A 19,183-nucleotide genomic window follows, 5' to 3' on the forward strand; every position below is an offset into this window, starting at 1 on the left:
CGGCCTGAATTTGAATGCCAAAAAGAAAAATAAAAATAAAGAATATGCGAAAAAGCAGAGAACTTCTCATTATCCGTGAACCTTTCTAACTTCTTTAAAGGCCTTTCGTGCAGCTTCAAAAGTCTTGCTCAGGACGGAGTCGTCGTGAGTGATAGAGACAAAGCCGGCTTCGAAAGTACTTGGAGCAAGGTAAACACCGTTATCAAGCATGGCATGGAAGAAAGTCTTGAATTTATCGGTGTCGCATTCCATAACTTCTTTGAAGCTGGCAGGACAAGTCGGACGGAAGTAAATGCCGAACATACCGCCGGTACATTGTCCGGAGAAAGCAACGCCTTCTTCTTTAGCAATTTGCACCAAGCCGCTGATGAGTTTGGTTGTTTGAACGGACAGTCTGTCGTAGAAGCCCGGTTCTTGAATGGCCTTCAACGTAGCAAGACCGCAGGCAACGGCAACCGGGTTGCCGGAGAGCGTGCCGGCCTGATAGACAGGGCCGAGCGGTGCAATGCAGTCCATAATTTCTTTTTTGCCGCCGAAGGCTGCAACAGGCATGCCTCCGCCGATGACTTTGCCGAACATAGTCAGATCAGGAGTTACGCCGTATAAGGATTGTGCGCCGTGCAAAGCGACTCGGAAGCCTGTCATCACTTCGTCTACAATCATCACGGTTCCGTGTTTTGCTGTCAGTTCGCGCATCTTGGTGATGAATTCGCGAGTAGCAGGAACCATGTTCATGTTGCCTGCGATTGCTTCTACGGTAACGCAGGCGATTTGGTCACCTTCTTTTTCGAAGGTTTCTTCAAGCATGTCGCAATTGTTGTATTCCAAAACAATGGTGTCTTTAGTCACGTCGGCCGGGACACCTGCAGAACTTGGTGTGCCGAAAGTCAGTAAGCCTGATCCGGCTTTGACTAAAAGAGCATCGCTGTGACCGTGGTAGCAGCCTTCAAACTTAATAATCTTGTTGCGTCCGGTGTAGCCTCTGGCTAGGCGGATGGCGCTCATGCCTGCTTCTGTGCCGGAGGAAACAAGGCGGACTTCATCAATGGAAGGAATAATCTTCTTGATTTCTTCAGCGATTAAAACTTCTCCTTGAGTCGGAGCACCGAAGCTCAAACCGTTGTCAACGGCTTCCTTGACGGCTTGAATAACTGCGGGATTGTTGTGGCCGAGAATCATCGGACCCCAGGAGCCAACGTAGTCGATATATTTTTTGCCTTCTTCATCATAAAGATGAGGGCCTAAAGCTTTTTTGATAAAAGGAGGAACTCCGCCAACTGACTTAAATGCACGAACAGGAGAGTTCACGCCTCCGGGAATTGATTCTTGGGCTCTGTCAAAAAGAGCTTCATTGCGATCCATGTTGACTCCGATTAATAAAATAAGCGTCCTAGTAAGGACGCTATACTAATCCGAAAACTTAATTCAAACCTTAAAATGTAATGCCGATTGCTGCCTTGAACGTGGCAGGAGAAGGCCTCAAAGAGTATGTTTCCCCGTAGGAATTTCGTCCTTTGTATCGCGGAAATGCCATATCCAAACCGCCGGTTAATTGAATGTGTTTGCTCAAAGCAAAGGTTGTGCCTATCTGAATAACCGGCGAAAAGGCGTTCTTCCGAGAGTGCCAGCCGGGGTTCTGCTGTAGATTGTTCAGCCGGAAGAATCCTGCGCCGATGCCGGCATATAAAGAAACGTCTTTTGATGCTAAGAAATGATATTGAAGCGCCAAAGAATATCCGGTCAATTTGTAAGAACCTATTTTTTGACCGAAATATTTAACATTATGTTTGCTTTGGATGACATTGGCGTCAATTGCCCAGTTTTTGGTTAGAAATACACGAGCACCAGCTGTCCAAGCAGGATTCGAAGATATGCTCGCCCCTCCGAGGCCGTTCATATCTGTTTTCTGCCAACCGCCCCCTCCGTAAAGCATAACTTTGTTATTGAATTTAGATTCTTCGGGAAGCTCGGAATAGCTGAAGCTCTTGTCGGAAAAGACTAAGTTGCCGAAGAAAAAGAAAATGTTGGCTCCGGGAACATAAGTTCCGTAGAAAGTTAAGTTGTCGGTTCCAACTCCTAGCAGAGGCAGGGGTGCAGGAATCGGGAGCCATCGGTAATCGGCACGAGCCGTTAAACCGAGGGTGTATCCCGTCTCCAGATGCAGAGGACTTGAGCCGAGCTTCCATCGAGCCAACCACGCGTAGCCCATGAAAGGTTCAATAATATTGTGGGAATCGGAAAACGCCATCGCATAAAGAATTCGGCGGTTGCCGCGAGCATCAATGTAGTTGCTGGAGATGCCGCCGCCCCATGTGTAGCCGTTTTCCTGACGCCTGTTTGGATAGTCCCACGCCGGATGAATAGTATAAGCAGGCACTAAAAGGCCGGTGTTCCCATCCCGCATGATGGTTTTTAAACCGTCCCAGGTTTTAGAAAAATAACCTTCATCACTGTCGCTGACAGACGCCGGAAGCGTCTCACCGATTGCCGACCAAAAAGAATCCCATCCCGCACTAAAAGCAATCGAAGGAAACGCAACAAGAGGTAGAAGTGCCAGAAGAGCCTTTGTTTTTGTTTTCACTTGATTCCCAACAAATTTATATGATTTTTCTACGGTTCAATTCTATTGCGATTTAGCACGATTTTCTTAAACGGGCGGAAGGCCGTGTTTCTAGATCGTCAATAAGTTGTTAAAAGAAAATGAAAATGTATCCCGAGATTTTGAAGTGAGTAGTTACTCGATGTTGGCCATTTGAAATTTTTGTAAAAAGCAACTAAAGTAGCGCCTGAAGTTTGCCGGATGATCGTAGGGCGTTAGCTCTGAGGAAAGTCCGGACTCCATAGGACAGCGTAGGAGGTAACACCTCTCCGCCGTGAGGCGAGGATTAGAGCAACAGAGACGAGCCGGTTAAGTCCGGTTGAAACGGGCAATCTCTACGCGGAGCAACACCAAATAGACAGTTATTGACCCTGTCCGGCGAGACTGTGGGTAGGTGGCTCGAAATATAAGGCGACTTATATTCTAGATGAATGATCATCGCGCAATTTATTGCGGACAGAATCCGGCTTACGGCAAACTTTTTCTTCTTTTCTCTCCTCTTCTTCACGTTTTGTTTCGTTTTTTGAAAACAAAGTTCACCCAGTGGAAAAAATAATTTTTTTACGTTAAAGAAAAATCATTTTGGGAACAAAGTTTTATCTCTCAATCTATATTAGCGTCCTACCGATAGGGCAGAGCGCTAAAAAGTGGAAAAAAGTGGCTAAAAAGTGGATAAAATTAGAGGTCCATGGTGTATTAATGTTTCGGAAATAAAAATTGTTCCAAGGCTCTCCTCACATTACTCTCGATTCCAAAGGGAGATTCTCAGTGCCTGCGAGGTTTCGCAAGGCCCTGGAGGAGTTGTGCTCCGGACAACTTACTTTTACAAGACACCCTGATGGATGCGCACTTCTTTACCCTCGTCCTGTGTGGCAGAAAAAGAAAGAAGAGTTAATGGCCCTTCCTTTTGCTGCCCGCGCATTCCAAAGAATTGTTATGGGTTCGGCTATAGATGTTGAGATGGATGCTAACGGTCGCCTGCTGATTCCGCAAGAGATCCGAAGCAGCTGCAGCCTAAACCGTAAAGAGGTTGTTTTAGTCGGTTTGGGTCAGCATTTCGAACTATGGGATGCCCAGAAATTGGAAGAGAGCGAAGAACAAGCAAAGTCAGAGAATCTGTCCGAAATAGCAGCTGCATTTAATTTTTAAGGATTGGCTTTGGACATCGCAAAGAATTTCAAACACATTCCTGTGCTGGCTAAAGAGGTTCCTGACATTCTGGTTAGAGATCCTTCAGGCATATACGTAGACGGCACTTTCGGAAGAGGAGGACATTCAAGACTAATTCTTGAAAAACTCTCTCCCGAGGGGAAGCTGTACGCGTTTGACAGAGATGAGACTGCTGTCAAAGCGGCCGAAGAGATAACGGATCCTCGCTTCCGGATCATTCATGCTCCTTTTGCAGAAATGGAAGAAAAGCTCGTCGAGCTTGGCATTACTTCTGTCAACGGCATCCTCCTAGATATCGGTGTCTCAAGTCCGCAAATCGATGATGCAGAAAGAGGTTTCTCATTCAGATTTGACGGCCCTCTCGATATGCGCATGGATACAAGTACCGGAATGACGGCAGCCGAATGGATCAATCAAGCAGCTGCTGAGGAAATAGCCTCCGTCTTAAAGCTTTACGGAGAAGAAAAATTCTCTTCCAGGATCGCGGCCGCTATTTGTGAAAAAAGAGCTAAAGAGCCTTTTACTACAACCAAGGCTTTGGCAGATTTGATTGCATCGGTAGTACCGAGAAATAAGAAGGATCGTGATCAGCACCCTGCAACGCGTTCCTTCCAAGGTATCCGTATTTTTATTAACGATGAACTAGGACAGTTGAGACAAGCTCTCAATGCTGCCGGTTCTCTGCTGCAGCCCGAAGGAATTCTAGAAGTTATCAGCTTCCATTCTTTGGAAGATCGCATTGTTAAACACTTCTTTGATATGTGCGCAAATCCTGACAAAGGAATTGATCCTAGATTGCCGCTGCGTGCAGAGCAGCTTCCTCAGCCTTTATTCAGCAAAGGCAAGAAAGTCGTGCCTTCAAAAGAAGAGTTAGAAATCAATCCTAGAGCTCGAAGTTCAATTCTTCGCTTTGCATCCAGAACAAGTACTCCTTGGAAGGGACTGGAGTTAGCATAATGAAAGAGTTCAGGTTTTTGGTGTTTGTAATCATCTTGATCGAAGTAGGCATTTTCGCCTGCGGGCTTCGTATTGTCTACAACCGCCATACCTATAGAACGATGTTTATTCAGCTCGAGAGAGAGCAGCAGACTTATCATTCCCTGATCGATGAGTTGAATCGAGCAAAAGTAGAACTCGCCTCTTTGGAACAGCCGTCAAACATTGTGTCATCGGCGAAGTTCCAAGGACTTGCCCCTGTTAACAATAACGAGGTAGTCATCATCCACCCGACCCCGTCGCTTAAAAATCCATCTTCCAGCGGGGCAGCCGGTGTCAAGCCAACTAAGGAGGCTGCCGCACCATGAAAATAATTAATAAAATCAAAGGTTGGATATCTTCTTCTCCCGAGGAAATCAGAGGCGCTAACGACAGCGTTCAGGATCTGTTGTCTATTCGTGTACCTGCCGGACGCGTTAGGTTTCTGTATTTCATCATCGTCCTTTCTTTTTTGGTTCTGATTGGTCGTTTAGCTTACCTTCAGCTCGGATTCAATACCGAATTTCTTCAAAAACAGGGAGAGATGCGTTTTCAGAGAACTTTAGACGTCTCTGCCGTGCGCGGAAGAATATTGGATAGAAACGGCGCCGTTCTGGCCTCCAGCGTTCCCGGAAAAGGTTTGTGGATTATTCCGCAGGACACTGATATTACGGAAGAACAGCTTAAAAAACTTTCCTCATTGCTGAAAGTTCCTAAGCAAGAGCTTAAGAAGAAGTTTTCTTCAAAGAGAACTTTCGTTTATTTGAAGCGTCAGGTTCCTAATGATGTAGCCAATGAAGTTCTTGCATTGAATATTGCAGGACTTCATTCCACCCGTGAATACTTAAGACAATACCCGGACGGCGTCATTGCTGCTCAGATTGTCGGTTTAACCGGCATAGACGGGAACGGAGTCGAAGGTGTCGAACTTTCGGCCGATAAGCTTCTGACAGGGACAACAGGCTCCCGCCGTGTGATGAAAGATCGCCTCGGGAGAATTATCGATGACGTATGGATCAGAGAACCTCAAAATGGCGAGGATATAAGACTGACGATCGATACCAGAATTCAGTACTTGGTTTATTCAGCACTCGAGAAACAAGTCAAGGATTTAAACGCTAAAGCGGGAGCCGTCGTCGTTGCTGATACACAGACGGGAGATATATTGGCTTTGGCTAATTATCCAAGCTTTGACCCCAATGTTAGAAGAAAGATTGGCCGTCAGGCTATCCGCAACAGAGCGATCACCGATACGTATGAACCGGGCTCGACGATGAAGCCGTTCTCGGTAGCTGCCGGCCTGGAAGAAAAGAAAGTTACGCCCAATACATTATTCCAAATCGGTCATCGCATGACTTTCGGACGGCGAAGCATTGGGGACTCTCACTACAGTAAAGAACTAACCGTTGCCGGAATCATTCAGCAGTCAAGCAACATAGGAACTTCAAAGGTTGCTTTGCTGATGTCGCCGCAAACAATGTGGTCATACTATGACAAGTTAGGCTTCGGCAAGGCTCCCAATATCGGTTTCCCGGGAGCGGTTCCGGGCAGATTGAGACCGGCCAAGAGCTGGCGTCCGATTGAACAGGCGACGATGTCCTACGGACACGGCGTGACGGTTTCTTTGCTTCAGCTGGTCCAAGCTTATACCGCTATTGCCAGAGAGGGCGATATGGTGCCTCTTTCTATCATGAAAGATAGAGAGCCGGCACAGCCTCAGGTTGTGTACAGTCCGAAAACGGCGAATCAAATGAAAGCTATGCTTGCCAGCGTAGTCGAAAAAGGCGGAACCGGTACTCGAGCTCAGGTTGAAGGATTCAGCGTTGCCGGCAAAACCGGAACTGCTTATAAGCTTGAGGGCGGTCAGTATGTGAAGAAATACGTGGCTAGCTTTACCGGTTATGCTCCCGCCTCTAACCCGAGAATTGTCGTTGGTGTAATGATTGATGAGCCGATGAAGGGCAAACACTGGGGTTCAACTGCAGCGGCACCGCTGTTTTCCCAGATTGTTGCGGGAACTTTAAGAATTATGGCTGTCAACCCGGATAAGGCCGTCACACCCAAGACAACCTACGTAAAGAATGATGCTAAACAGCAGGGGAAGGACAAATCGCTTAAGGCGGTTGCCCAAGGCAAAGCTAAAAAGGCTGCGCCGCAGCCTGTAAGTAATAAAACTGCGCCGGTTAAGAAGCCGCCGAGAATTCGCGCCTCTAACGACGTGGGCAAAGGACTGAAGAAGGAGACTGGCGGTGCCTGACCTTTCAGATATATTGGACTTTATAACTAGATACGCGCGGGCTGAATCCAAACTGTGCCTTGACAGCAGAAGGGTTAAGCCCGGCGATGTGTTTTTTGCCGTCACGGGAGGAGCCCATGACGGCCGAGATTTTATTGAAATCGCTTTAAAAAACGGTGCTTCCTGTGTTGTACGGGAAGGTCTAGGAGAATTGGAACTTCCTGATAATCAGCTGGAAGTCAGCAATCTCAGAGAGATGCTCCCTGAAATATCCGCAGCTTATTTCGGTAATCCGTCACGATCCATGACAGGGATTGCCGTAACCGGAACAAACGGCAAAACCACAACGACTCACTGGATTTCTTACTTGCTAAGTTCCTGCGGAGTGCCTTGTGCCGTTCTGGGAACCATCGGATGCTATTTCGAAGGTAAAAAGATACCGACTGTTTCGCTGACAACACCGGACATTCTGACTCTGGAATCAACACTTTCTCAGCTCAGAGATGAAGGGTGTCAGGCGTTTGCGATGGAAGCAAGTTCCATCGGTCTGGAACAGGGGCGCATGGAAGGCTTGAGCATCAAAATTGCCGCCTTTACAAATCTGACTCGTGACCATCTCGACTATCACGAGACGATGGAAAACTATGCGGCCGCCAAGGGAATTTTGTTTGACTGGCCTGAGTTGGAAAGTGCAGTGATTAATCTCGATGATGAGTATTCACAACGTTATATCCAGCAGATCAGAAACCGCGATGTGACTCGGATTATCTATAGCCGCAAGAAAGAAGCGGATCTATACGCTTCTAATCTATGTCACACGGAGCATGGAATAGCATTCGACCTGCATTGGCAAGATAAAGTTAAAAGCATTCAGTGCAACTTTGTCGGAAACTTTAATGTCGAAAACTATCTTGCTGCCGTTGGTTGTGCTCTAGCCGCAGGAATTGATTTTGAGAAGGTCTGCGAAGCCTCTCAAAAGTTGGTCCCGCCGCCGGGACGTATGCAGATAGCAGAAGTCGGAGTCAATCCGTTAGTGGTTGTCGATTACTCTCATACTCCCGATGCGCTGGAAAAAGCGATTGAAACATTGCAGGAAGTAAAAACCCAGCGCAAAGGCAAACTTTGGGTACTGGTTGGTGCCGGAGGAGATCGCGATCCCGGTAAACGTCCTTTGATGGGACGGGTAGCAGCCACGGCCGATGAACCCATCATCACCAGCGACAATCCAAGAAGTGAAGATCCGCTAAAAATTATTGAGCAAGTGGCTTCCGGTGCGGAGAAAGTGACCAGAATTCCTGATCGCGCAGAAGCTATCCGCTTTGCAATAAAGAACGCTGCTCCTGAGGATGTCATTCTTATCGCCGGTAAAGGGCATGAGGATTATCAAGAGGTAAATGGAATTAAACATCATTTCTCAGATGTGGAAGAAGCGCGTAAAAACTTAAAGAATAGAAAGGAAAATTTGAATGAGTGAACCCCTAATGACGATTGGTGAGTTGGCCCAGGCTTTAGGTCCGGAAGCATCCGTCAAAGGAGCCTCGGGAATTAAATTCTCCTCTGTAGAAATTGATTCAAGAAAAGTTCAGCCTAACGGGCTGTTTTTTGCCATCGAAGGCGAAAGAGACGGACATGATTTTGTTCAGGACGCTGCCGATAATGGTGCAGCGGCTGCTGTGGTTTCTCATATCGTCCCCGTTTCCATCCCGCAGGTGGTAGTGCCCGACACGAGAAAAGCCCTTTTGGAATCGGCTAGTCTATGGAGAAAGCGTTTTTCTCTGCCGGTAATTGCTGTAGCCGGCAGCAACGGTAAAACCACGACAACTCAAATGATTTTGTCCATCATCAGCAACCGCTATGAACCAGCACAATGGATTGGCACATTGGGCAATCTTAACAACGACATGGGCGTGGCTCTGATGTTATGGCGTCTGCGTTCACATCACCAAGTGGCCGCTTTTGAGATTGGTATGAACCATGTTGGGGAGATGGAAGCGCTCGTTAAAGCAGTGGCACCGACAGTTTCCGTGGTCACCAATACGATGCGCGACCATCAAGAGTTCCTCTTGTCAATGGAAGATACCGCGAGAGAAAATGGATTGGTCTATGAAATGCTTCCTCCTAACGGGGTGGCCGTTATTAACGAAGCCGATCCGTACTGCAATCTTTGGCATGAACAAGCCGGTCCCAGAAGAATTGTTTCTTTCGGGACTCCATGCAGCGATGTCTCCGGTGAAAAAATCGATAAAGGTTTCCGCTTGATTACACCATCGGGAGAAATCGATATCGCATTGAATGTTTTGGGAGATCACAATATTGTTAATGCCGTTTGTGCTGCTGCCGTTGAGTATGCAGTCGGCCGAGACCTTTGTGATATTAAGAAGGGGTTGGAAAATTTCAGACCCGTTGCTCATCGAGGCGAAACTTTCAAGCTGAAAGACGGAAGTCTTCTGATTGATGACAGTTATAACGCGAACCCTGACTCTATGATTGCTGCTTTAAAAATGTTGGCAGCAAATGAAATGCCCACCCTGGCGATTTTGGGAGATATGGGAGAACTCGGGGTCCAAAGCGTCGATTGTCATAAAGAAATTGGTAAGTATGCCGCAGACGTCGGTATACAAACTTTGTTCTGTACCGGTAATCGAATGATCGATGCAGTTGAAAGCTTCGGTCCCGGCGCAAAGCATTTCGAAAATAAAGAAGAACTGCTTGAAGCAGTATTAGAACTTTTAAACAGCGGTCCTCACGCAATCCTTATAAAAGCTTCAAATTTCATGAAACTTTATAACATCGCTGCAAAACTAGAAGAAAAGGTTGGAAAGGAATAAACATGTTATTAGCTTTGTTTCAGTGGTTGGCTGACACATGTGGATGGGGATGGCTAAGAGTCTTTAACTATTTGACTTTAAGAGCAGTTTTTGCAGCTCTTACCGCTTTTTTTATCGGACTTGCTATCGGGCCGAAAGTCATTCAGGAACTAAGAATTCTGAAAGTTGGACAAGCCGTCCGCGAATACGGGCCTAAAACTCATTTGGTTAAAGACGGCACACCGACAATGGGCGGCATCATTATTTTGATTGCCGTCGGATTGTCTACGATTTTGTGGATGGATCTTAGCAACCGATTCGTTTGGGTTGTTCTATTCGTGACCCTCGGGCTCGGAGCCGTCGGATGGGTAGATGACTACAGAAAAGTTGTTCATCACAATCCGGAGGGAATGAAATCAAGAGAGAAGTATTTCTGGCAGTCCCTTATCGCAATAATCGCTTCCGTTTACTTGGCCTTTGCAGTGGCCGCACCTGATACTTCAAGTATTTGGTCTCTGGTTGGAGACTGGATTGCAAATGGGTTCGGTTCTATTCAGCTTCCGGATAGAAGCGGATTGTTAATTCCGTTCCTGAAGGGAGTTTCGATTCCTATTGGAATTTGGGGCTTCATTATTCTCAGTTATTTTGTCATTGTGGGAACAAGCAATGCCGTTAATTTAACTGACGGTCTGGATGGTTTAGCAATTCTGCCGAGCGCTCTGGTAGGCGTTGCTCTTGGTATCTTTGCCTATGTGGTCGGCCGTGTGGACTACGCCAACTATTTACTTTTCCCCTATGTTCCGGGAGCCGGTGAAGTTGTTGTGGTAGGAGCAGCTTTGATCGGAGCCGGCTTGGCCTTCCTTTGGTTCAATGCCTATCCTGCCCAAGTATTTATGGGCGATGTCGGAGCTTTGGCTTTAGGCGGTGCATTAGGAACCATGGCTATCATCACCAGACAAGAATTGGTGCTCTTCATCATGGGCGGCATATTTGTGATGGAAACCTTGTCTGTGATTTTGCAGGTCGGTTATTTCAAACTTACTCACGGTAAAAGAATTTTCTTAATGGCGCCTCTTCACCACCATTTCGAAATGAAGGGGTGGAAAGAAACTCAGGTGGTAGTCCGTTTCTGGATTATCACGATTGTATTGGTATTAATTGGTCTTTCAACTTTGAAGATTCGTTAGGATTGCTATGCAGCAAGAAAAGGCAATAGTAGTTGGCCTTGGAGCCTCCGGAATGACAGTCGTAAGATACTTGGTGTCAAACGGCTGGAACGTAACTGCGTTGGATACTCGAGAATGTCCGCCAAATTTAAAAGTCCTGCAGACAGAATTTCCGCAGGTCAAGTTTATCGGCGGAGACTTGGACGATATTCAGTTAACTGACGAGTCACTGCTTGTTCTTTCGCCGGGTATTTCCCCGTACTTTTCTGCAATCGCTCCGCTGGTGTCCGCTGCGAAAGCCAAAGAAATTGGTGTTGTCGGAGAAATTGAACTCTTTGCCCGTCATTTGGCAAAACTTAAAGAGGAAACCGGTTACGCCCCTAAGGTAATTGGAATTACCGGAACTAACGGTAAGACTACGACGACCATGCTGAGTTCCCATATTGTCGGGGAAAGCGGCCATAGCGTGTGCTTTGCAGGCAATGTCGGTCCTAACGCTCTGGCCGAGGTTACTCGCTTGGAAAAAGAGCAGAAGCTGCCGGACTATTGGGTATTAGAACTCTCCAGTTTCCAGCTCGAGACAACTTCTTCCTTGAGATGTGATGCAGCAGCGCTTTTGAACGTAACGGAAGACCACTTGGATTGGCACGGATCGATGGCAGCTTATGCTGCTGCCAAAGCTAAGATCTTTTCAGAAGATACGATTCGCGTTTTAAACCGTGAAGATGCGGTGTCGATTAGTTTTGCACAGGCAGTAAACCCTGCTTTAGTCCGTACTTTCGGCTTAAACGCCCCGGAAAATAAAGGCGACTTCGGTGTTGAACAAGTAGGCGCCTTCCCCTGGCTCTCCTATGTGGACGAAGACGGAGAAGATTTCAACATCGTTCCGGCTAATTCTCTCCTGATTCGAGGAAATCACAATAAGGCCAATGCGTTGGCTGCGGCTGCTTTAACTTTGTCTACGGGTATTGAACTCTCGGATCTTCAGAAGGCACTGCTGACCTACCGAGGAGAACCTCATCGAGTCCAGACGGTTTTGACTTCCAGAGACATTGAATATATTGATGATTCAAAAGGTACGAATGTCGGCGCTACTGCGGCTGCTTTAGAAGGATTTGAAGGCAGAAAAGTCGTCATTATTCTCGGCGGGGACGGAAAAGGTCAGGATTTCACTCCGCTGAAAAAACCGATCCAAGAACATTGTCGTGCAGTTGTTTTGATTGGAAGAGATGCCCCTCAAATTGAAGAGGTGCTGGCTGATGTGGATATTCCCAAGATTCACGCCAAGGATATGAAAGAAGCAGTAGCGGCATGCCGTCAAAATGCTAAAGAAGGGGATGTGATTCTGTTGTCTCCGGCCTGTGCTAGCTGGGATATGTTCAGAGATTACGCCGATCGTTCGCAGCAATTTATTGATTGCGCCAAGCAAATTGCAGAAGATGAAGGAACTTTGTGCTGAAGTATTTTAGAAAAGGAGAAGGCGATCTCCAGATCAACACAACGGTGGGAGACGCCAGCGAGGCCGCGATTCCCTATGCGCCGAGCCGATCAATGACAGGGATTTCTCCTGATTGGGGAGTGCTTTTTGTTGTCTTCAGCTTAGTGCTAATCGGAACGCTGATGGTTTTTTCAGCGTCAATCTCTTTGTCTGATTCTCCCAAGTACAAAGTTGCCGTCGATGCATTCCTTGTCAAGCACGCCATTTCGTTAGGGGTTGCTGCCGTGGTTGCGGTGATAGTCAGTACAATCCCGATGAAAGTTTGGAAGCAGTTCTCGCCTCTTATTTTCTTCTTAGGTTTTGTGTTGCTGATTGCCGTGCTCATCCCGGGGATTGGTAAGAACGTCAATGGTTCTTATCGCTGGATTCAAGTCGGACCTTTCCAGCTTCAGGCAACGGAATTCATGAAAGTGGCGGCCCTGTTGTTTGCAGCGAATTTTACGGTGCGAAAGCAGAACTTTATGCACAGCTTCAAGAAAGGTTTCCTGCCGATGGGAATCGTTATCGGTTTGGTTGGTTTGCTTGTGCTGTTGGAGCCTGACCTTGGTGCGCTGATTATGATTGTCTGTATCTCGATGGGCATCCTCTTTTTAGGAGGAATCAATTTCGGGATCTTTATCGGCATTTTTGTGGTGCTGATAAGTATTTTTATCGGCGTTATTTTGACGTCTCCATGGCGTATGGCCCGCATCTTTGCCTACTTGGATCCTTGGTCAGCCGATCATGCGCTAGGTAAGTCTTACCAGCTTTCTCACTCATTGATAGCTTTCGGTCGAGGAGAGATATTCGGAGTGGGTCTGGGAGACGCTATTGAAAAACAAAATTATCTGCCTGAAGCTCACACGGACTTTATCTTGGCCATTATCGGAGAGGAACTGGGTTTCGTCGGTGTTTTAGTAGTTCTTGCTCTTTTCCTTTGGCTCGTTAAGAGAGCCTTCGAAATCGGCCGAAAGGCTATTTTGTTGAAACACTTTTTCTCAGGACTTGTCGCTCAAGGTATAGCCATTTGGTTTGGTGTGCAAGCCTTTATCAATGTCGGCGTAGCCAGCGGTTTGCTCCCGACGAAAGGGTTGACTCTTCCGTTTGTCAGTTACGGAGGATCGGCGCTTCTGGCGTGTTTAGCGGCTGCAGCCTTGCTGCTTCGGGTCGATTACGAAAATAAACTTACTATGCGTGGGGGAATGGTATGAAGAAGCATTTAGTTATAGCAGCGGCCGGTACCGGTGGTCACGTGATGCCCGGTATTGCAGTGGCTAAAATCATGATCTCACGCGGTTGGGATGTTTCATGGGTTGGCACAAAGGCCGGTATGGAAAAACGTCTCGTGGAAAGACACGGAATACCTTTTACCGCATTGGACTTTGAAGGTTTAAGAGGAAAAGGTCTTAAAACTCTTTTATTCGGCGGATTTAAACTTCTTTCATCGATCTTCCAATCCAAAAAGTATTTGACTGAAGTTAAAGCAGATGCGGTTTTCTCTACCGGCGGGTATATTGCCGTACCAGTGTGTTTAGGGGCAGGCCTTAAAGGCATTCCCTACGTTTTGATGAACAGTGATGCGGATCCGCTGTTGAGCATCAAGATGATTCAGGGAAATGCCAGCGGCGTGATGTGCGGTTTCGACGGAAAAGCCGCTAAGGAAGCCGGCAAACGCGCTGTCGTGACGGGTAATCCTGTCAGAAAAGAGATTGTATCTTTGCCTTCTCCGGAAGAAAGATATGCCGGCAGAAGCGGCAAGCTGAATCTATTGATCTTCGGAGGCTCTTTAGGCGCGCGCGTTTTCAATGAAAATGCCCCGAAGGCAATTGCTCTGATTCCGGAAGAGGTAAGACCGGCGATCGTCCACCAGTGCGGTGTAAACGACTTGGAAAAGGTCAAAAATCTTTATAAGGAGCTCGGTGTCGAAGCTGAAGTCGTTCCTTTTATCGATGATATGGCAGCAGCCTACATGAAAGCAGACGTAGTGCTGGCCAGAGCCGGTGCAATTTCCGTCTCTGAGTTAATGGTAGCCGGTGTTCCTGCTATATTAGTGCCCCTTGTGGTTAAAACTACTTCTCATCAAGTCGGAAATGCCAAGTACATGCAGGATGCCGGTGCATCCATTTACTTGCCGCAAACAGAATTGACGCCGCCGAAACTGGCTGAAATTATAGGAAGTCTCGACAGAGAAAAGTTATTGGAAATGGCGAAGAAAGCCAAAGGGCTCGGAAAGCCCAACGCTGCAACTACAGTTGCGGATTTTATTGAACACATTACGGATTAGGAAAAAGCATGTTTGCAGTCAAACGGCTACATTTTGTTGGCATTGGTGGAACCGGCATGAACGGTATTGCTGAGGTTTTGTTAAACCTTGGTTATGAAGTTTCCGGATCAGATTTGAAGGCCAATGCTGCGACGGAACGTCTGGAAAGGTTAGGCGCGCGTATTTTCTATAACCATTCGGGAGAGCATGTTGGCGATGCCGATGTAGTTGTGATTTCCAGCGCCGTGCACGGAGACAACCCGGAAGTTGTCTACGCTAAGGAAAATAACATCCCGGTAGTTCCCCGTGCAATCATGCTTGCCGAGCTGATGAGACTGCGGAACGGCATTGCTATTGCGGGAACGCATGGAAAGACGACAACGACTTCTTTGGTTACTTCCATTCTGAAGACTGCAGGATTTGATCCGACTTTTGTGATTGGCGGAAGGTTAAATGCCGCCGGCTCCAATGCAAAATTAGGAAAAGGTCAATTTATTGTGGCGGAGGCAGACGAGTCCGACGCTTCCTTCCTGTATCTGACCCCTGTAGTGGCTGTTGTAACCAACATTGATGCCGACCATATGGATACTTACGGCCACGACATCAATAAACTGAAGCAGGCGTTCATTGATTTCACAATGCGTCTACCCTTCTATGGAAAAGCGGTCGTCTGTATTGAGAACGAAAATGTCCGCTCTATTTTGCCGAAGATTTCCAAACCGGTTATTACATACGGATTCGGACAAGATGCGCAGATTCGAGCGACCAATATTCGTGCCGAAGGTACTCAGATGAAATTTACAGTGGAGACTTCTAAGTTCCCTGTGAAACCGTTTGAAATTGTATTGAATCTTCCCGGAATGCATAACGTTTTAAATGCTCTTGCAGCAATCGGCGTTTCCCTTTCGGTGGAAGCTCCGGTTGAGGCGATTCAACAGGCCCTGACGGAATTCACGGGTGTTGGACGAAGATTTTCTATCTGGGGCCAAGCCCAGACAAAAGAAGGGAAGAAATATTTGGTGGTTGATGACTACGGTCATCACCCGGCGGAGATGGCTGCCACAATTAAGGCTGCGCGCGGAGCCTATCCGGATAAAGAAATTATTTTGGCATTCCAGCCGCATCGCTATTCTCGTACACGCGATTGTTTCGAAGATCTGGTAAGAGTGCTTTCTACGGTCGATAAGCTGATTTTGTGTGAAGTTTATCCGGCAGGGGAAGAACCGATTGTCGGAGCTGACAGCCGCAGTCTTTGCAGAGCAATCAGACTGGCAGGGAAGGTGGAACCTATTTTTGCCGCCAATCTTGAAGAAGTAGAAGAACAAATTGAATTGCATGTGTCCGATGACAGCGTTTTGCTAGTGATGGGTGCCGGCAGTATCGGAGGTATTCCGTCTAAATTAATGGCTAAAGGAAAGAATTATGGCAAGTAAAGAAAAAAAATTAGGCAGAGTTGCCGTTGTGATGGGCGGAACTTCGGCCGAAAGAGAAGTCTCCTTGATGAGTGGTTCGGGCGTACTCAAAGCATTGCGTGATGCTAATGTTGATGCAGAGGTTTTTGACCCTCAGGAACAGGACATAGAAGAGCTCGTCAGCAAGGATTATGACAGAGCATTTCTTATTCTTCACGGAAAGGGAGGAGAGGACGGTGTAATCCAAGGCTTAATGGAATACATCAAACTCCCGTACACAGGCAGCGGCGTATTTGCTTCAGCTATCAGTATTGATAAAGTCATGACTAAGAAGGTCTGGGAGTCCGTTGGTCTCCCTGTCCCCCGCGGAACGACCGTCACTGCTGACAGCAATATGGCTGAAATTATTCGTCTGCTCGGCAAAAACTTGATTGTGAAGCCTAGCAAAGAAGGCTCCAGCATTGGTCTTTATCGTATTAACGACGCCACTCCTGAATCTCTTTTGGAAGCCGTTAGAAAAGCTACGGAAGACGGCATGCAGGTAATGGTCGAAGAGCTGGTGGTCGGCAGAGAGCTGACCGTTGCCGTGTTGGATAAACATGACGGTCAAGGCCTTAAGGCGCTGCCGATTATTGAAATCGTGGCCCCTAAGGGAGACTACGACTACGAACATAAGTACTTCTCGGATGAAACTCAGTATATCTGCCCTGCCGCAGTCAGAGATGATGTCAGAGACGCTATTTTAGCCGCAGTAGAAAAAGCAGCTGCAGTCTTAGGAATTCAAGGATGGTCAAGAGTAGACGTTATGCTTAGACCTGACGGCAGTTTTGTTCTTTTAGAGATCAATACGGCACCGGGCATGACGCCGCACTCACTTGTGCCTTTAGCCGCTAAGACCGTCGGTCTCAGCTATCAGGAACTGGTCTGCCTTGTGGCAGAAGGGGCTGCACTAAAGGGTTAGTGGATGTCCAAGTGGAGTGATAAAACTTTTAATTTCCTGACGGATTTCGTCTCGATTTTAATCATCCTCGTACTGCTGGTTTTTGCTGTCTGGTGGGCAATCCAGAAACCGGTTTTTTGGTTAAAGGGAATCGATGTTGTGGTTCACGGCAATCAAGAAGCCATTACGGCCCCCGTTGTTGCAGAAAAATTAAAAGGCAAGATCAGCGGAACTTTCTTTACGGTTGATATCTCGAAGATCCGAGATACCTTGAAAGAGATTCCATGGGTAAAGGATGTTTCGGTAAAGAGAGAGTGGCCGAATCGGCTGAAGATCTTCTTGTATCTTCATAAGCCGGTAGCGCTGTGGGGAGAGCAAGAGGTTTTGTCGCAAGACGGTGTAATTTTTGAAGAAAACCAGGCGGTGGCCGAAAGCGAAGGGGAACTTCCCCATATCTACGGACCGCCTGAACTAAGTGCAAAAATTTACCAGCAGTATTTAGATTTCGACAAAATCTGCCAACCGAGAGGATTGAAGATTGTGTCTCTGACACTGACTCCGATGAGCGGTTGGTATCTTGTTTTCAAAAATTCCGAAGACAAGAATGTTGAAGTTGTTTTTAAAGGGAGCGATACAAATCAGGCTATGAGTTTGAGGCTGGAAAGAGTATTGAATATGATGCCTCAGATGAAGGACCATTTGGGGGCGCATCCGCGAAAAATTGACGCAAGGTATACAAAAGGCGTAGCTGTTCAACGTCCGGAAATAGAACCTGAACCGGACGATTCAGACGTATTGGAAACGGAGATAAAAGATGCCAAGTAAGGCAGATGACTTAATAGCCGCGTTGGACATAGGTTCTTCTAAGATTGCCTGTGCAATTGCCCAACCGTTATCCGACAGAACTTATCGCATTGTCGGGATGGGAGTGTGCGGCAGTGTCGGCGTAAGAGAAGGTGTAGTAGTTGAAATCAATCCTTTGGTCGATGCTATTCGACAAACCGTAGAAGAAGCTGAAAAGTCTGCCGATGTGAATATATCCAGGGTGGCCGCGGGCATTTCAGGCACCCATATCATGTCAGACAATGTTCATATGACGGTCGTGACTCGCAGAGGAGAGATTGAACAGTCTGATGTGGATGAAATCTTCAGAAACGTTCAGCAAACTAGTTTGCCGCCGTCAATGCGGTATCTCCAAGTTCTGGCTGAGGAGTATGCTATTGATTTTAAATGGGGATACCATCATCCGGTCGGTATGGACGGAAACCGCTTGGATGCCAAACTGCATGTAATCACGGCTCAGACATCTCCTTGTCAGAACATTGGTAAAGCTATTCGAAGAAGCGGTCTTGAGCTGATCGAAAGCCGTTTGAACTTTAATCCGCTGAGTTCGGCTTCTGCCGTTCTTACGCAAGAAGAAAAGAATCTTGGTGTAATTTTGATCGACCTTGGGGCTGAATTAACTGAGGTTGCGGTTTATTACGGCAATGCTGTTCAGTACACGGCGGTATTCCCGGGAGGCGGAGAGTCTTTGACTAATGAGATTTCTATCAAGACGCAATTGTCTAAAATCGATGCCGAAAATCTCAAAGTTTCTATGGGACATGTCCGTTTTGATCCGCATTGCGACAAAAACGATTCTTATGATTTACCGTCTTACGCAGGGTTTGCGCATGAACATAACCGAGTCTTGACAAGACAAGCCCTCTCGGGAATTATTGATATGAAGCTGCGCGACATTCTTGAGGCGATTTACAACCGTCTGCGCGATAAGAACCTTCGTCACTTGATTTCTTACGGCGTGGTTCTAACCGGCGGCGGTGCACAGCTCAAGGGTATAGAAAGGCTGGTAAGAGAAGTATTCAGCGGATATATGGCCGGGGGATATATCAACGTTCGTATCGGTTATCCGATTATCGAGTATGAAACAAATATTTTTTATTCACCTAATAAATTCTCAACGGAGACACTGCCTGAGAAACTAGCGGGAGTTTCCTCTCCCGAGTATGCAACCTTATTCGGTTACCTGGCCGACGAAACTGCCAGATACTACGGAGGAGGCGGAGCGCCACGAAAGAAGGGCGGCCTTACAACGGTAAAAAATATGTTGAAAAGCTGGTTTACAGGAAACTTTTAGG

At 47.0% G+C, this 19,183-nt stretch carries 16 protein-coding genes and 1 other RNA gene; 15 read left to right on the plus strand and 2 right to left on the minus strand.

Annotation, left to right across the window (positions count from 1 at the left end):
- Window positions 1–69: 69 nt before the first annotated feature.
- Window positions 70–1,362, minus strand: a complete 1,293-nt coding sequence (gene hemL, locus RDK53_RS03055; protein WP_308513232.1) for a glutamate-1-semialdehyde 2,1-aminomutase — start codon at window positions 1,360–1,362, stop codon at window positions 70–72.
- 70 nt (window positions 1,363–1,432) lie between these two features.
- Window positions 1,433–2,581, minus strand: a complete 1,149-nt coding sequence (locus tag RDK53_RS03060; protein WP_308513233.1) for an outer membrane beta-barrel protein — start codon at window positions 2,579–2,581, stop codon at window positions 1,433–1,435.
- A gap of 207 nt (window positions 2,582–2,788) precedes the next feature.
- On the opposite strand from RDK53_RS03060, the gene rnpB reads away from it, so the two are divergent.
- The 15 genes from rnpB to ftsA all read left to right on the plus strand — a co-directional run bounded on the left by rnpB (window position 2,789) and on the right by ftsA (window position 19,182).
- Window positions 2,789–3,085, plus strand: an RNA gene (gene rnpB, locus RDK53_RS03065) — RNase P RNA component class A.
- Window positions 3,086–3,316: 231 nt separating this feature from the next.
- Entirely contained in the window at window positions 3,317–3,748 is a 432-nt protein-coding gene (mraZ, locus tag RDK53_RS03070) for a division/cell wall cluster transcriptional repressor MraZ (protein WP_277030124.1), read from the plus strand.
- 15 nt (window positions 3,749–3,763) lie between these two features.
- Window positions 3,764–4,726, plus strand: coding sequence for a 16S rRNA (cytosine(1402)-N(4))-methyltransferase RsmH (gene rsmH / locus RDK53_RS03075; protein ID WP_374041556.1), 963 nt, complete (start codon window positions 3,764–3,766; stop codon window positions 4,724–4,726).
- Window positions 4,726–5,073 carry a cell division protein FtsL gene (gene ftsL, locus RDK53_RS03080; protein ID WP_308513235.1) on the plus strand — a complete coding sequence of 116 codons (348 nt, stop codon included), beginning with the start codon at window positions 4,726–4,728 and terminating at the stop codon, window positions 5,071–5,073. The genes rsmH and ftsL overlap by 1 nt, the downstream gene beginning before the upstream one ends.
- Entirely contained in the window at window positions 5,070–7,001 is a 1,932-nt protein-coding gene (locus RDK53_RS03085) for a penicillin-binding protein 2 (RefSeq protein WP_308513236.1), read from the plus strand. The genes ftsL and RDK53_RS03085 overlap by 4 nt, the downstream gene beginning before the upstream one ends.
- Window positions 6,994–8,454, plus strand: coding sequence for a UDP-N-acetylmuramoyl-L-alanyl-D-glutamate--2,6-diaminopimelate ligase (locus RDK53_RS03090; protein ID WP_308513237.1), 1,461 nt, complete (start codon window positions 6,994–6,996; stop codon window positions 8,452–8,454). The genes RDK53_RS03085 and RDK53_RS03090 overlap by 8 nt, the downstream gene beginning before the upstream one ends.
- Entirely contained in the window at window positions 8,447–9,808 is a 1,362-nt protein-coding gene (gene murF / locus RDK53_RS03095; RefSeq protein ID WP_308513238.1) for a UDP-N-acetylmuramoyl-tripeptide--D-alanyl-D-alanine ligase, read from the plus strand. The genes RDK53_RS03090 and murF overlap by 8 nt, the downstream gene beginning before the upstream one ends.
- Before the next feature lie 2 nt (window positions 9,809–9,810).
- Window positions 9,811–10,974 carry a phospho-N-acetylmuramoyl-pentapeptide-transferase gene (mraY, locus tag RDK53_RS03100; protein ID WP_308513239.1) on the plus strand — a complete coding sequence of 388 codons (1,164 nt, stop codon included), beginning with the start codon at window positions 9,811–9,813 and terminating at the stop codon, window positions 10,972–10,974.
- Between the two features lie 7 nt (window positions 10,975–10,981).
- Window positions 10,982–12,412, plus strand: a complete 1,431-nt coding sequence (gene murD / locus RDK53_RS03105; protein WP_308513240.1) for a UDP-N-acetylmuramoyl-L-alanine--D-glutamate ligase — start codon at window positions 10,982–10,984, stop codon at window positions 12,410–12,412.
- Window positions 12,406–13,641, plus strand: coding sequence for a putative lipid II flippase FtsW (gene ftsW / locus RDK53_RS03110; RefSeq protein ID WP_308513241.1), 1,236 nt, complete (start codon window positions 12,406–12,408; stop codon window positions 13,639–13,641). Before murD ends, ftsW begins: the two co-directional genes overlap by 7 nt.
- A complete protein-coding gene (murG, locus tag RDK53_RS03115) occupies window positions 13,638–14,714 on the plus strand; it encodes an undecaprenyldiphospho-muramoylpentapeptide beta-N-acetylglucosaminyltransferase (RefSeq protein ID WP_308513242.1) in 1,077 nt (358 codons plus the stop codon). Before ftsW ends, murG begins: the two co-directional genes overlap by 4 nt.
- Before the next feature lie 8 nt (window positions 14,715–14,722).
- Window positions 14,723–16,126 (plus strand): UDP-N-acetylmuramate--L-alanine ligase, encoded by a 1,404-nt coding sequence (gene murC / locus RDK53_RS03120; RefSeq protein ID WP_308513243.1) that lies wholly within the window; start codon window positions 14,723–14,725, stop codon window positions 16,124–16,126.
- Window positions 16,116–17,066 (plus strand): D-alanine--D-alanine ligase, encoded by a 951-nt coding sequence (locus RDK53_RS03125; protein WP_308513244.1) that lies wholly within the window; start codon window positions 16,116–16,118, stop codon window positions 17,064–17,066. Before murC ends, RDK53_RS03125 begins: the two co-directional genes overlap by 11 nt.
- A 3-nt stretch (window positions 17,067–17,069) precedes the next feature.
- A complete protein-coding gene (locus tag RDK53_RS03130) occupies window positions 17,070–17,870 on the plus strand; it encodes an FtsQ-type POTRA domain-containing protein (protein WP_308513245.1) in 801 nt (266 codons plus the stop codon).
- On the plus strand, window positions 17,860–19,182 hold the full coding sequence (gene ftsA, locus RDK53_RS03135; protein ID WP_308513246.1) for a cell division protein FtsA: 1,323 nt from the start codon (window positions 17,860–17,862) through the stop codon (window positions 19,180–19,182). Before RDK53_RS03130 ends, ftsA begins: the two co-directional genes overlap by 11 nt.
- The last annotated feature ends 1 nt before the right edge of the window (window position 19,183 follow it).

The sequence above is a fragment of the uncultured Turicimonas sp. genome (genome assembly GCF_902477955.1).
Lineage (GTDB): Bacteria > Pseudomonadota > Gammaproteobacteria > Burkholderiales > Burkholderiaceae_F > Turicimonas.